The sequence below is a fragment of the Halomonas alkalicola genome (genome assembly GCF_030704205.1).
In the GTDB taxonomy this organism is placed as follows: domain Bacteria; phylum Pseudomonadota; class Gammaproteobacteria; order Pseudomonadales; family Halomonadaceae; genus Halomonas; species Halomonas alkalicola.
Genome location: NZ_CP131913.1, coordinates 843,138 through 856,051 on the forward strand (window position 1 = coordinate 843,138; position 12,914 = coordinate 856,051).

At 70.7% G+C, this 12,914-nt stretch carries 14 protein-coding genes; 4 read left to right on the top strand and 10 right to left on the bottom strand.

From position 1 onward, the window contains the following. Positions 1 to 19: 19 nt before the first annotated feature. Both hda and B6N23_RS04055 read right to left on the bottom strand, forming a co-directional pair. On the bottom strand, positions 20 to 721 hold the full coding sequence (gene hda / locus B6N23_RS04050) for a DnaA regulatory inactivator Hda (RefSeq protein WP_119020875.1): 702 nt from the start codon (positions 719 to 721) through the stop codon (positions 20 to 22). After that, the gene (locus B6N23_RS04055; protein ID WP_305502111.1) at positions 718 to 1,794 is read right to left on the bottom strand and encodes an AI-2E family transporter; all 1,077 of its coding nucleotides are present in this window, start codon (positions 1,792 to 1,794) and stop codon (positions 718 to 720) included. Before B6N23_RS04055 ends, hda begins: the two co-directional genes overlap by 4 nt. A gap of 165 nt (positions 1,795 to 1,959) precedes the next feature. On the opposite strand from B6N23_RS04055, the gene purM reads away from it, so the two are divergent. Then, positions 1,960 to 3,027, top strand: coding sequence for a phosphoribosylformylglycinamidine cyclo-ligase (gene purM, locus B6N23_RS04060; RefSeq protein WP_305502118.1), 1,068 nt, complete (start codon positions 1,960 to 1,962; stop codon positions 3,025 to 3,027). Then, positions 3,024 to 3,755 (top strand): phosphoribosylglycinamide formyltransferase, encoded by a 732-nt coding sequence (gene purN / locus B6N23_RS04065; RefSeq protein WP_305502120.1) that lies wholly within the window; start codon positions 3,024 to 3,026, stop codon positions 3,753 to 3,755. Before purM ends, purN begins: the two co-directional genes overlap by 4 nt. Positions 3,756 to 3,850: 95 nt before the next feature. Here purN and dcd read toward each other — a convergent pair whose 3' ends face one another. The 6 genes from dcd to B6N23_RS04095 form a co-directional block, all read right to left on the bottom strand. Then, positions 3,851 to 4,417 carry a dCTP deaminase gene (gene dcd / locus B6N23_RS04070; protein WP_110068068.1) on the bottom strand — a complete coding sequence of 189 codons (567 nt, stop codon included), beginning with the start codon at positions 4,415 to 4,417 and terminating at the stop codon, positions 3,851 to 3,853. A 101-nt stretch (positions 4,418 to 4,518) separates the two neighbouring features. Then, positions 4,519 to 5,322, bottom strand: a complete 804-nt coding sequence (gene apbC, locus B6N23_RS04075) for an iron-sulfur cluster carrier protein ApbC (RefSeq protein WP_283241859.1) — start codon at positions 5,320 to 5,322, stop codon at positions 4,519 to 4,521. Positions 5,323 to 5,477: 155 nt separating this feature from the next. Then, the gene (locus B6N23_RS04080; protein ID WP_305502122.1) at positions 5,478 to 6,494 is read right to left on the bottom strand and encodes a coiled-coil domain-containing protein; all 1,017 of its coding nucleotides are present in this window, start codon (positions 6,492 to 6,494) and stop codon (positions 5,478 to 5,480) included. Between the two features lie 178 nt (positions 6,495 to 6,672). Then, a complete protein-coding gene (locus B6N23_RS04085) occupies positions 6,673 to 7,416 on the bottom strand; it encodes an RNA pseudouridine synthase (RefSeq protein WP_305502124.1) in 744 nt (247 codons plus the stop codon). After that, a complete protein-coding gene (locus tag B6N23_RS04090; protein WP_110068072.1) occupies positions 7,413 to 8,036 on the bottom strand; it encodes a hypothetical protein in 624 nt (207 codons plus the stop codon). Before B6N23_RS04090 ends, B6N23_RS04085 begins: the two co-directional genes overlap by 4 nt. 1 nt (position 8,037) lies before the next feature. Then, positions 8,038 to 8,712, bottom strand: a complete 675-nt coding sequence (locus tag B6N23_RS04095; protein ID WP_110068073.1) for a polyamine aminopropyltransferase — start codon at positions 8,710 to 8,712, stop codon at positions 8,038 to 8,040. A gap of 147 nt (positions 8,713 to 8,859) precedes the next feature. Between B6N23_RS04095 and B6N23_RS04100 the strand changes: the two genes are divergently transcribed. Both B6N23_RS04100 and B6N23_RS04105 read left to right on the top strand, forming a co-directional pair. Continuing rightward, positions 8,860 to 9,843, top strand: coding sequence for a serine hydrolase domain-containing protein (locus tag B6N23_RS04100; protein ID WP_305502128.1), 984 nt, complete (start codon positions 8,860 to 8,862; stop codon positions 9,841 to 9,843). A gap of 169 nt (positions 9,844 to 10,012) precedes the next feature. Next, positions 10,013 to 10,939 (top strand): YihY/virulence factor BrkB family protein, encoded by a 927-nt coding sequence (locus B6N23_RS04105; protein ID WP_305502130.1) that lies wholly within the window; start codon positions 10,013 to 10,015, stop codon positions 10,937 to 10,939. Between the two features lie 38 nt (positions 10,940 to 10,977). On the opposite strand, the gene B6N23_RS04110 is transcribed toward B6N23_RS04105, so the two are convergent. Then, on the bottom strand, positions 10,978 to 11,205 hold the full coding sequence (locus B6N23_RS04110) for a lipopolysaccharide assembly protein LapA domain-containing protein (RefSeq protein ID WP_305502132.1): 228 nt from the start codon (positions 11,203 to 11,205) through the stop codon (positions 10,978 to 10,980). Positions 11,206 to 11,319: 114 nt separating this feature from the next. Next, on the bottom strand, positions 11,320 to 12,738 hold the full coding sequence (locus tag B6N23_RS04115; RefSeq protein ID WP_305502134.1) for a phospholipase D-like domain-containing protein: 1,419 nt from the start codon (positions 12,736 to 12,738) through the stop codon (positions 11,320 to 11,322). Positions 12,739 to 12,914 lie beyond the last annotated feature (176 nt).

Below are 12,914 nucleotides of genomic sequence, written 5' to 3' on the forward strand. Positions count from 1 at the left end.
GGCGGCGCGGCCATCTGCCCTACCAGCCCAGCGCCTGCTTGACGAAGGGAATGGTCAGCTTGCGCTGGGCGGAGAGCGAGGCGCGGTCCAGGGTGGCCAGCACCTCGAAGAGTTCGCCCAGCCGTCGCGGCCCGCGATGCAGGATATAGCGGGCCACCTCGTCCGGCAGCGCCATGCCCCGCCCCCGGGCGCGCAGCTGCAGCGCGGCCAGCCGCCCGGCATCGTCGAGCCCCTGAACGTGGAAGGTGACGCCCCAGGTGAGCCGCGAGGCGAGATCGGGCAGCTTGACCGGCAGCTGCCGGGGAGCGGCGTCGGCCGCCACCAGCAGCCGCTTGCCCGCATCACGCAGGCGATTGAAGGCGTGGAACAGCGCCTCCTCCCAGCGCTTGCGCCCGAGCACCCGCTCCAGGTCGTCGATGGCCACGAGGTCGAGGCGCTCGATCTCCTCGAGCATCAAGGGCGGAAAGTGTCCAAGCTCCGCCAGCGGCAGGTAGAGGGCGCGCAGGCCCCGATCCGAGGCGGCATGGCAGGCGGCCTGGAGCAGGTGGCTGCGACCCACGCCCTCCCCGCCCCACAGGTAGAGGAAGGGTTCCCCGCTCTCGTCCAGCTGCTGGACCAGGCGAGCGACCAGGCTGGCATTGGGCCCGGGATGGTAGTTGGCGAAGGTGGCGTCGTCACGCAGGCCGACGCCCAGCGGCAGCTGCGCCGGGGTCCTGCTCATGGCGCCTCCTCATCGTCGCGTCGAGCGAGCGTGGCGTCGTACAAGGTACTGTTCTTGTAGCGTTCATTGAGCTCGCGCAAGAGTACCATGATCACCGCCGCCGCAGGCAGCGCCAGCAGCACCCCGGTGAAGCCGAACAGGTTGCCGCCGGCCAGCACGGCGAAGATCACCGCCACCGGGTGCAGGCCGATGCGGTCCCCCAGCAGCTTGGGCTGCAGCACCGTACTCTCGATCGCCTGGCCGATGCTGAACACCGCCACCACGCCCAGCAGCGCCAGCCAGGTGCCGAACTGGAAGAAGGCGACGATCAGCGCGATGCTGATGCCGACGATGAACCCCAGGAAGGGCACGATGCTGGCCAGCCCCGAGATCAGGCCGATCAGCACCCCGAAGCGCACCCCCATCAGGGTCAGCCCCAGCCCGTAGATCACCCCCAGGCTCAGCATCACCAGCAGCTGGCCGCGCAGGAAGGCCGAAAGCACCTCGTCACAGCGCCCGACCAGGCGCAGCGTGTCGGCCTCCCAGCCCCGCGGCAGCAGGTCGCGCAGGCTGGCCATCAGGCGCTTCCAGTCGAGCAGCAGGTAGAAGGTCACCACCGGGATCAGCGACACATAGGTCACCCAGGTGATGAAGGCCATGCCCGAGCGCCCCACCTGGCCGAGGAACTGGGCCAGGTAGCCGCCGGCATCCTGCCAGTGGTCGGCCAGGGTCGCCTGGACGTTGTCCAGCTCACCGGCCACGTCGAAGCCGGTCCAGGCCTGGATCTGGGGCGCCAGCACCGACTCCAGCCACTCGAAGATCCCCGGGATCATCTGGCCGAACTGGCGCAGCTGCTGGACCAGCAGGGGAATCAGCACCAGCACCCCCACCGCCAGCAGTACCAGCAGCACCAGGAAGACGGCACTGACCGCCAGCGGCCGCGACGCTCCCCAGCGCTCCAGCCGGTTGGCCAGGGGGTCGACCAGATAGGCCAGGATCATCCCGGCGATAAAGGGCATCAGCATCGCCTCGAGGCGCAGCATCAGCCACACCAGGGCCACCGCCGCCGCCAGCACCCACCACTCTCTGCGCATCCTGCTCTCCCTGTGCTGCCGCGCGGGCATGCCCTCACGGCTGCCTGCACGGCGTCTTGATGCTACAATTCGGCACCCACTCTTGATCCAGCGCCCGAACTTGCCCACGCGGCCCGCCACCCACGGCGGCCGGCCCGGGCCGACGACCCACCGACAGGACCCGAGATGACCGACTCCCCCTCTTCCCGCCCCTCGCTCAGCTACAAGGACGCCGGCGTCGACATCGATGCCGGCAACGCCCTGGTCGACCGCATCAAGGGCGTCGCCAAGCGTACCACCCGCCCCGAGGTCATGGGCGGCCTGGGCGGCTTCGGCGCCCTGTGCCAGCTGCCGAGCGGCTACCGCGAGCCGGTACTGGTCTCCGGCACCGACGGCGTGGGCACCAAGCTGCGCCTGGCCATGGACCTTGGCCGCCACGACACCATCGGCATCGACCTGGTGGCGATGTGTGTGAACGACCTGGTGGTGGCGGGTGCCGAGCCGCTGTTCTTCCTCGACTACTATGCCACGGGCAAGCTCGATGTGGACATCGCCGCCGACGTGGTGACCGGCATCGGCGACGGCTGCGAGCAGGCCGGCTGCGCCCTGGTGGGCGGCGAGACCGCCGAGATGCCCGGCATGTACGAGGGCAGCGACTATGACCTGGCCGGCTTCTGCGTCGGCGTGGTGGAGAAGTCCGAGATCCTCGACGGCAAGAAGGTCGCCGAGGGCGATGCGCTGCTGGGCATCGCCTCCTCCGGCCCCCACTCCAACGGCTACTCGCTGATCCGCAAGATCCTCGAGGTCTCGGGCGCCTCTCTCGACACCGACCTGGACGGCACGGCGCTGGGCGACGCCCTGATGGCGCCCACCCGCATCTACGTCAAGTCGCTGCTGTCGCTGATCAAGGAGAGCGGCGTACCGGTCCATGCGCTCTCCCACATCACCGGCGGCGGCCTCACCGAGAACCTGCCCCGGGTGCTGCCCGAGGGCCTCGCGGCGAAGGTCGACGTGGCCAGCTGGACCCGCCCGGCGGTCTTCGACTGGCTACAGCAGCAGGGCAACGTGGCCGAGGACGAGATGCACCGGGTGCTCAACTGCGGCATCGGCATGGTGGTGGTGGTGCCGGCCGAGAAGGCCGACCAGGCCCGCGCCCACCTGCAGGCCCTGGGCGAGACGGTGCATCGCATCGGCGAGATCGTCGCCCGGGACGGCGACGAGGAACAGATTCGCCTGGAGAACCTTCGGGCATGAGCGATACCGACTACGCCAGCGACACCCTGAACGACTTCGCCTCGGAGCCGGTCGGTGCGCGCCGGGTGGTGGTGCTGATCTCCGGCAGCGGCAGCAACCTGCAGGCGCTGATCGACGAGCAGACCCATGACCGCCTGGGCGGCGAGATCGTCGCCGTGATCTCCAACGAGCCCGACGCCTACGGCCTCACCCGCGCCCGGGAGGCCGGGATCGACGCCGTGGTGCTCCCCCACCGCGAGTACGACAGCCGCGAGGCCTACGATGGCGCCCTGATCAAGGTGATCGAGCGCCACGAGCCGGACCTGATCGTGCTGGCCGGCTTCATGCGCATCCTCACCCCGCGCTTCGTGCAGCGCTTCCTCGGGCGGATGCTCAATATCCACCCCTCGCTGCTGCCCGCCTACCAGGGGCACGACACCCACGCCCGGGCCCTGGCCGACGGCGTGGCCGAGCACGGCTGCAGCGTGCACTTCGTGACCGAGGAGCTCGACGGCGGCCCCGTGGTGATCCAGGTGGCCGTCGACGTGGCCGAGGGCGAGACCGAAGCGAGCCTCAAGGAGAAGGTGCACGCCCGCGAGCACCTGATCTACCCCATCGCGGTGAAGTGGTTCCTGGAGGGGCGCCTGCAGTTCGCCCCCGGCGGCGCCACCCTGGACGGCACCCCGCTGCCGGCACAGGGCGTGCGCCTCTCCCACGCCGATGCGGCCGAGGAGCTGGACGAGCAGTAGCGGCAAGCAGCGTGGCATGATGCGGCCCCAACGAAAGACCCGCCGGCGTCCGACGCCGGCGGGTCTTCTCGTTTCCAGCAGCAGGCGCGCCGCGGTTACGTGCGCGGCAGGGTGACCCCCCGCTGCCCCATATACTTGCCGCCGCGGTCCTTGTAGGAGGTCTCGCACACCTCGTCGGACTCCAGGAAGAGCATCTGCGCCACGCCCTCGTTGGCGTAGATCTTGGCCGGCAGGTTGGTGGTGTTGGAGAACTCCAGGGTCACATGCCCCTCCCACTCCGGCTCCAGCGGCGTCACGTTGACGATGATGCCGCAGCGCGCGTAGGTGGACTTGCCCAGGCAGATGGTCAGCACGCTGCGCGGGATACGGAAGTACTCCACGGTGCGCGCCAGGGCGAAGGAGTTGGGCGGAATCACGCAGACGTCGCCCTTGATGTCGACGAAGCTCTTCTCGTCGAAGGCCTTGGGGTCCACCACCGCCGAGTGGATGTTGGTGAACACCTTGAACTCGTCGGCACAGCGCACGTCGTAGCCGTAGCTGGAGGTGCCGTAGGAGATCACCCGACGGTCATTCACGTAGCGAACCTGGTCGGGCTCGAAGGGGTCGATCATCCCCTCCTGCGCGGCCATGCGGCGGATCCACCTGTCGGACTTGATGCTCATCGGGACATTTCCTGCTGAAGTGAAGTCTTGGGCCTGGGCGCCAGGCCGCGGGGCCACATGATAGCGGCCCCGGCCACGGGCGTCACCTCGACGCCGCGGGCTCAGTCGCTGAAGGAGATGCTGGGCCCCTCATCGGCCTGCGCCTGCACCTGCGCGGCCACCTGGCGGGCCATGTCGCGGAAGATGGCCGTCACCTCGCCGTCGGGTTCGGCGACCACCGTGGGCCGCCCGCCGTCGACCTGCTCGCGAATGGAGAGCGCCAGGGGCAGCCGGCCCAGCACCCGGGTCTCGTACTCTGCGGCGATGCGCTCGCCGCCCCCCTCGCCGAAGATCGGCTCGGCGTGGCCGCAGTTCGAGCAGACGTGGAGACTCATGTTCTCCACCACGCCGAGCACCGGCACCTTCACCTTGCGGAACATCTCGATCCCCTTGCGGGCGTCGAGCAGGGCGATGTCCTGGGGGGTGGTGACGATCACCGCGCCGTCCACCGGCACCTTCTGGGCCAGGGTCAGCTGGATGTCGCCGGTGCCCGGTGGCATGTCGATGAACAGGAAGTCCAGGTCATCCCACTGGGTCTGGGTCAGCAGCTGCTGGAAGGCACCGGCCACCATGGGCCCGCGCCATACCATGGGCTCCCGGGTGTCGACCATGAAGGCCATGGACATCGCCTGGAGGCCGTGGGCCTCGAGCGGGTGCATGCGGTTCTCGCCGGCGGCCTGGGGCCGCACGCCCTCGCCTACCCCCAGCATCTGGGCCTGGCTGGGCCCGTGGATATCGGCATCCAGGATGCCGACCCGATAGCCTTCGGCCGCCATGGCCAGCGCCAGATTGACGGTGACGGTGGACTTGCCCACGCCGCCCTTGCCGGATGCCACGGCGACGATATGCTTGACCCCTTCGATCACGGACTGCTCCTCTCGCTTGTCATCGGCCGGGGCCTGCGTCGCCGCCCCGCGCTGTCGGACCAGTATACCCATAGGGCCCGGCGCCGTCCCGGCTCCCCCAACGGCGAACGGCGGGTCGAAGCCCGCCGTCGCGCTGGCGCCATCCCGGGAGATGACTACTCCTCGTCGGCCTCTTCGGCGGTGACGCTGGCCTCGAGATCGGCCAGCTCGCTGCGCCAGGTGGCCAGCTGGGCCTCCAGGCGCTCGAGCTGCTGCTCGCGGCGCTCCGCCTCCGCCTCGATGGTGGCCACCTCGTCGCGGCCGATGCCGATGGCGATCATCAGGTCGTCGCGCTCGGCGCGGGCCTCCTGCACCTCGGCGCGAGCGGCGTCACGCTCGTCGCGGGCCTCGCCGACCTCCTCGGCGACCTCGTCGCGCCAGATCTCCAGCGCCTCGATCTCCTCCTCGAGGGCCTCGAGATGGGCCTGGCGCTCCTCGAGCTCGGCCTCGATGCCGGCCAGCCGCACCTCGGCCTCCTCGACCCGCTCACGCAGGGATTCGAGCTCGGCATCGGCCTCATCGCGAGCCGCCTCGGCCTGCTCGCGAGTGTCGACCGCCTGCTGGCGCTCCTCCTCGGCCTCCTGACGGGCGGCCTCCGCCTCCTGGCGTGACTCCTCGGCATCCTGGCGGGCGGCCTCGGCGTCGTCGCGCGCCTGTTCGACGGCCTCGACCTCCTCGCCCAGCGCCTCGAGCGCGGCCTGCAATTCGGCCTGCTGCGCCTCGAGGGCCTCGAGCTCCTCCTGGAGGCCATCGCGCTGCTCGGTGAGCGACTCGAGCTGCGCCTCGGCCTCGCCGATCTCGGCATTCAGACGCTCGAGCTCGCCGCGCGCCTCGGCCTGCTCCTCGGCCATGGCGGCCTCGGCGGCATCGCGCTCGTCCTGGAGTTCGGCCAGGCGCGCCTGCAGCGCCTCGATCTCCTCGCCGGCCTCGTCGCGCTCGTCGAGCTGACTGGCCAGCGTCTGGTTGCGCGACTCCAGCGCGGCGAGCTCCGCCTCCAGGGCCTCGCGAGCCTCACGATGAGAGCCGGAGTTGGACTGGGCGACGAGGGCCCAGATGACGGCGACGGCGGCGACGCCCGCCAGCCCCTTGACGCGGTTGTCCTTGAACGGTGATGTCTTGGAGGTTTCCGACATGGATGCATCCTCTCTGAGTCAACCTAGGGATCGGGACCGGCCGGCATGGGCCGAGCGGCCAAGCACTTCGAATCCTGCCCGGGTGGCGTTCAGGCGATCAGGATTCCAACCTACTGAAGCCCAGCATACAGAGGGGGTCTCACAGGGGAAAGGGACGGCGCCGGGGGAGGCTCAACGCTCAGAAGCGCTCCGCGGCCCTGAGAAACCGCCACTCGCCCACCGGCACCCGGCCCAGCGACACCCCGCCGATGCGCAGCCGGCGGGTGGCGACCACGGTCAGCCCCACGGCCCGGCACATCAGCGCAAGCTGGCCGGGCACCATGCCCTTCAGCGCGAAGCGCAGGCGAGTCTCGCTCTGCCAGCTGACCTTGCCGGGCGCCAGCCGTCGTCCCGGCACCGCCGTGCCATCCCGCAGCGATGCGAGCTGACGCTCGTCCAGGCTGCCGATCACCTCCACCTGCCATTCCTCTTCCAGGCGCGTCCGCCCCTCCTCGAGACGCCGCGCCACCCCGCGATCCTGGGTGAACACCAGCAGCCCCTCCTCGCCGGGGGCCAGCGGCAGCAGCGTGGTCAGGCCGCGAAAGTGCGCCTTGAGAGGAGCCTGGCCTGCGGGGTCCTCGGCCCAGTGGGTGGCCTTGCGGATCAGCCGCCTGGCCAGGTCCTCGCCTTCGGCCCCGGCCTCGGCGGCAGCGATGTCGGCGGGCGCATTGAACAGCAGGGTGGCCGGCGGGATCTCCCGGGGCGTGGCGCCGGGGGCGAGCTCGATACGCTCATCGGCGACCTTGAACTGGGGCTCCTCGACGATGCGGCCATCGACCCTCACCCAGCCACCGGCGATATAGAGCTCGGCCTCGCGGCGCGAACAGGGCAGCTCGCGGGCCAGCCGCTTGGAGAGCCGCTCACCGGCGTCCGTGTCACTCATGTTTCATCCTTCTGCTGATCGATGGGGTGGGGTGGCGCCTCGAGGCGCCAGTTGGAGAGCCAGGGGATGCCCCGCACCTCCACATCCAGGCTGCGCAGCCAGCGGGCGGTGACCAGGTTGGACTGGTGGGTCAGCCAGTAGGCGCGGGGATAGGGCACGAAGGCGAGATCGAACTCCTCGCTGTAGACCGGCGCGACGCCTGGCGCCTCGAAGTGGGCATCCAGACGGCGCTTGAGGGCCACCACCCGGGCCTCTTCGGCCACCAGCGGATAGACCCGCACCAGCCCTTCCGGGGCGAGGCCTGCCAGCTCGCCCCGGGTAGTGATCGTCTCGTGCACGCCGCGCCCCAGGCCGCTGGCGGTGGGCCAGAGCAGGGCCGAGGCACCGGCCAGCAGGTGGCGCTCGCCCTCCACGTACCAGCGCCACTCGCCGTAGCTGTAGCGCACCATGCCGCCCTCCCGGCGTGGCAGCACCAGGCTGGCGTGGCGGCCGTGGTCGAGCAGGTAGACCGTCACCGGCGCCACGCTGGCCTCCGGCGGAGTCAGCCGACCGGCACAGCCGACCAGGCCCAGCAGGGCGAGCAGCAGCGCTCCCCGGATCAGCGCGCTCGAGATGCCCATCTCAATGGGCCAGCCAGATGCAGTGCTTGGCCCCCTTGCCGGGGCGATGGGCGCGCACCGTGACCGTCTCGACCAGCAGGCCGACCCGGCGCAGGCGCTCGGTGAAGGCCGGATCCTGGCCCGCCGACCACACCGCCAGCACGCCGTCGGGGCGCAGCGCCGCCTGGGCGGCGGCGAGCCCCTTGGGCGAGTAGAGCCAGTCGTTCTCGCGCCGGGTCAGCCCCTCGGGACCGTTGTCCACGTCGAGCATGATGGCGTCGAAGCCGCCGGGCTCGCGGCGCAGCAGCTCGCCCACGTCGCCCACGCTGACCCGGGTGCGCGGATCGTCGAGGGGGTAGCCGGCGGCGGCGCCGAGCGGTCCCCGGTTCCACTCCACCACCCCCGGCACCAGCTCGGCCACCACCACCTCGGCGTCCTCCCCCAGGGCGGCCAGCGCCGCGGCCAGGGTGAAGCCCATGCCCAGCCCACCCACCAGCACCCGGGCCGCGGGACGCTCGGCGATGCGCTGGCAGGCGAGCTCGGCGAGGGCATCCTCGGAGCCGTGCAGGCGCGTGTTCATCAGCTCGCCGGCGGTGCCGGCGATGCGGATGGAGAATTCATCATTGCGCCGCAGCAGGCGCAGCTCGGTGCCCTTGCCGGGAATGCTGGCGGTGCCGATCAGTTCGAACTTGGCCATGGTCTCTCGCTGGCGATGGAAGATGGAGGGCGGAACCCAGCGGCCGCTGGCGCCTCGAAGGTCAGGTCCACACCCGGCCAACGAGGAGTCCCGATGCCGACCCCGCGCCCCCTGAGTGCCCTTCGTCCCCTGCTGGGGGGACTCATTATGCTGGCAGTCGCCGCGGCTTGCCATGCGCAGGCCGGGGAGGCGTCACCACCGCCCCTCGGCCAGGCCGGCCTGGAGCGCCTCGACGCCCAGGCGTCGCGCCTGGAGAGGCTGCACGCCCTGGTGGTGGCCGAGCAGGGCGAGATCCGCTTCGAGCGCGCCTATGGCGGCCCCGGGGTCGACCAGCCGGCCAACATCAAGTCGCTCTCCAAGACGGTGCTGGCGGCCCTGGTCGGCGCCGCCATCCAGGCGGGCATCATCGACTCCCCCGACCGCCCGGTCGCCGAGCTGCTCGGCTCCCGAGTGCCCGCCGGCGCCGACCCGCGAGTGAGGGAGATCACCGTCGGCCACCTGCTGTCGCTGCAGGCCGGCCTCGAGCGCACCTCCGGCGCCAACTACGGCAGCTGGGTGGCGAGCCCCGACTGGGTGCGCGACGCCCTCTCGCGCCCCTTCGTCGACGAGCCGGGCGGGCGCATGCTCTACTCCACCGGCTCGAGCCATCTGCTCTCCGCGGCGCTGACCCGCGCCGGCGGCGAGAGCACCCTGGCGCTGGCACGGCGGCTGCTGGGCGAGCCGCTCGACATCGCCATTCCCGCCTGGCCCCGAGATCCCCAGGGGGTCTACTTCGGCGGCAACGACATGCAGCTCTCGCCGCGGGCGCTGGTGAGAATCGGCGAGCTCTACCGCCTGGACGGCGTCATCGATGGCACCCGGGTGCTGCCCGAGGGGTGGGTCGAGGCCTCCTGGCAGCCGCGGGGCCGCTCGCCCTGGACCGGAGACGGCTATGGGTACGGCTGGTTCGTCACCGAGCTCGCCGGCGAGGCCGCCTACTACGGCCGCGGCTTCGGCGGTCAGGCGCTCTATGTGATTCCCGGAAGGGGGCTGACCGTGGCAATCACCTCAGACCCCGAGCCACCCTCCCCCGGCGGCCAGTTCCAACAGACGCTGCACGCCCTCGTCGAGGGCATGCTGGGAGCGCCTTGAACAGGAATAACGTCACAGAAAGGGGGGCGATTCCCCCCCGTGGAGGCCCCACGCGGGTAGCGGCATCGGCATCGGCATCGGCATCCGGGTGATCATCGCGCGCATGCGGTTGGCCGGCGGGCAGCGGGGAGGCGTATCATGCCTGCAGCGCACAAGGATGGCAGTCCCCATGGCACGAATCCGCACAACGCGACCCAGCGCCTTCCCCCTGCTGCCCCGGGTAGCACGCTTCCTGTGGCGGGTGCTCACCGCCTTCCTGCGCAACCGCGGCATCCTGCTGGCCGGGGGGGTGGGCTACAACATCCTGCTCTCCATCGTGCCGCTGTTTGCGCTGCTGGTGGTGCTGCTGGCCCGGGTGGTGGACGAGGCGCACCTGCTCGGAGTGCTGAGCATCCAGGCCCAGCACCTGGCCCCGGCCCACGCCGAGGTGCTGCTGGAGGCGGTGCGCGCCCTGCTCGACACCCGCGAGGTGATCGGCATCCTCGGCTTCCCGATCCTGCTGCTGTTCAGCTCCTTCGCCTTCCGCATGCTGGAGGACGCCCTGGCGATCATCTTCCATGCCCCGGACACCCACCATCACGGCCGCAGCGCCTGGGTCTCGGTGCTGCTGCCCTATGCCTTCATGGTGGTGCTGGGGGCGGGGCTGATGGCGCTGACCCTGCTGGTTAGCCTGCTCAGCTCGGTCAACGCGCTATGGCTGGCGCTCTTCGACCGCGAACTGCCGCTGGCCGGACTCTCGGATCCGGTGCTCAACCTGGCCAGCTTCTTCGGGGTCTTCCTGCTCTTCAGCGCCATCTACAAGGTGCTGCCGGTGGTCAAGGTCGCCCTGCGCCGGGCGGTGATCGGCGGCCTGGTGGCCGCCCTGCTGTGGGGGGGGGTGCGCCTGCTGCTGGTCTACTACTTCGCCAACATCTCCTTCGTCAACGCCGTCTACGGCTCCCTGGCCACCCTGATCGTGATGCTGCTGAGCCTGGAGGTGGGGGCCATCATCCTGCTGCTGGGCGCCCAGGTGATCGCCGAGCTGGAGCACAACGCCCGCCAGGGGTTGGCGTGGCACATCGACCCCCGCCGCCAGGCCGTCACCCATGTAGAGTAATAGGGCAGCGCCGGGGGTGAGAAGGCCCGCAGGCGCCCTCAGCGACGGGAGGACTCCGAACCGCCCTGGCGCAGCCGGCGGATCAGACCCATCAGGCTCTTGCCGCTGATCATGCCCAGCAGGTAGATCGCCACCAGCAGCAGGGCCAGGGGCAGCGACAGGCTCCAGGTCAGGAAGCGCACCTCCACCACGGCGATGTTCTGCACGAAGAGAATCAGTACCAGGGCCGTGATGATCAGCTTCACGGCCAGCAGCAGCTTGTCCATGCCCGCTCTCCTTGTCGAATCGGCCCTTCCAAGCTGGTCGGTGAGCCTCGCCCTGTCAAGGCGCCCCCCGCCGCAGGGCCGGGACGCCATCAGAAGGTAGAGAGCCTTCAGCCGTCAGAAGGTAGAGAGCCCGGTGGCCTCCATGATCCGGTAGCGCCAGCGCTGCCAGACGGTGGCGTCATCGTGTGCCGCGAAGGGCTCGCTGGTGGTGCGCTCCGGGGAGCTCTGCCAGCGGCGCTCGAAGAAGGCCGCGGCCTGCTCGAGGGCCGGCGAGCCGGGGGCGTCCAGCAGCCGGACGCTGGTCTCCAGGTTGAGGTTGTCGAGGTTGCGCCGGGTGAAGTTGGCCGAGCCGAGGATCAGCTCCGCCTCGCCCCCCCGGGCGGGTCGGCGCAGCAGCAGCTTGCTGTGGCACTGCTCGCCCCGGGTGGCGCACCAGCGCACCGCGATGCCCGCCTCGACGAGCTCGCGGGCCACCGGCCGGTTGGGGATGCCGCCCTTCTCCAGGCCGAAGGCGTCGCGATTGAGGTCCAGCAGGGCGCGCACCTCGGCGCCCCGCTGCCTGGCCCGCTTGAGCGCCTCGATCACCTCGCGGTGGGAGAGGTAGAAGACCGCCAGGTCGAGGCGATCCCCCTCGCCGCTGGCCCCGATGGCGGCCAGCAGGGCATCGCGGATCGCCCCTTCGGTGAGCACCTGTAGCCTTCCACCCTCGGGGGTGGGCGGGGCCGGCCGTGGCCCCGGGCCCGGCAGGCGGACGCCGGACCAGGCGGCGACCGTGCGCTCGGAGGCCAGCAGGTCCAGGGCGGCGGCCCCCGCGAAGCGCAGGGCCACGTTGCCGTGGAGGCTGCTGGCGTCGTGGGGGTTGGCGGAGGTCACCAGCCCCGCCCAGCCCTCGCCGCGATCCACCACCAGGGTCTTGCGATGGTTGGCGTTGAAGTTGAGCAGCGCCAGGTAGCTGCGCAGGGTGACCCGTCCGGGCCCCAGGGCATTGGGCAGCCAGCCGCCACGGGCGCTGTTGCCGAGCCAGCGCGCCCCCAGGCACCAGAGGCCCGACCACAGGGGGTTGGAGGCGCGCAGCCGATCGAGGTCGGTCAGCACCACCTCGATGCCGGCGTGGCGCAGCACCGCCAGGTGATCGGGCTCGATGCCGCCGTAGAGCGTATTGAGCGGATCGCTGATCACCACCACCTGGAGCTCGGGATGATCGCACTTGCGCTCGACCAGGGCGTCGGTCAGCTCGGCACTGAGCGGCCGCAGGCCGTCGGCGTCGCCGGCGAAGTCGTTGAACAGGAAGATATCCAGCACCACCAGGCGCCGGGCCTGACCGATCAGCGCCAGCACCTCGTCGAAGATGACCTGCTCGAGGCGACGCTCCCCCGCCGCATCGAACCAGGACTCGTCGGCCAGGAAGCGCACCTCATCGGCCGCGCGCTGCGGCCAGGCCACGCCGACGCCCGCCGGCAGCGGCTTGACGCGCTGCCAGAGGCCCATGGCGACCCAGGCCGCCAGCGCCGCCGTCACGATCCATGGCCACATGCGCCCTCCTCGTTTCGTCCACGTACAGCCCCTCGGGCGCTCCCCGACTCCCGTATCGGGGCCCATTGGACCAAAGTTTACGTTTACGTAAGCTACCTAAACAAGCCTCCGCGTGTCGACAACGATGCCGTCATATGCCGGCGCCTTGGCGGCATTTCCCCGTCATTTCGCGATAC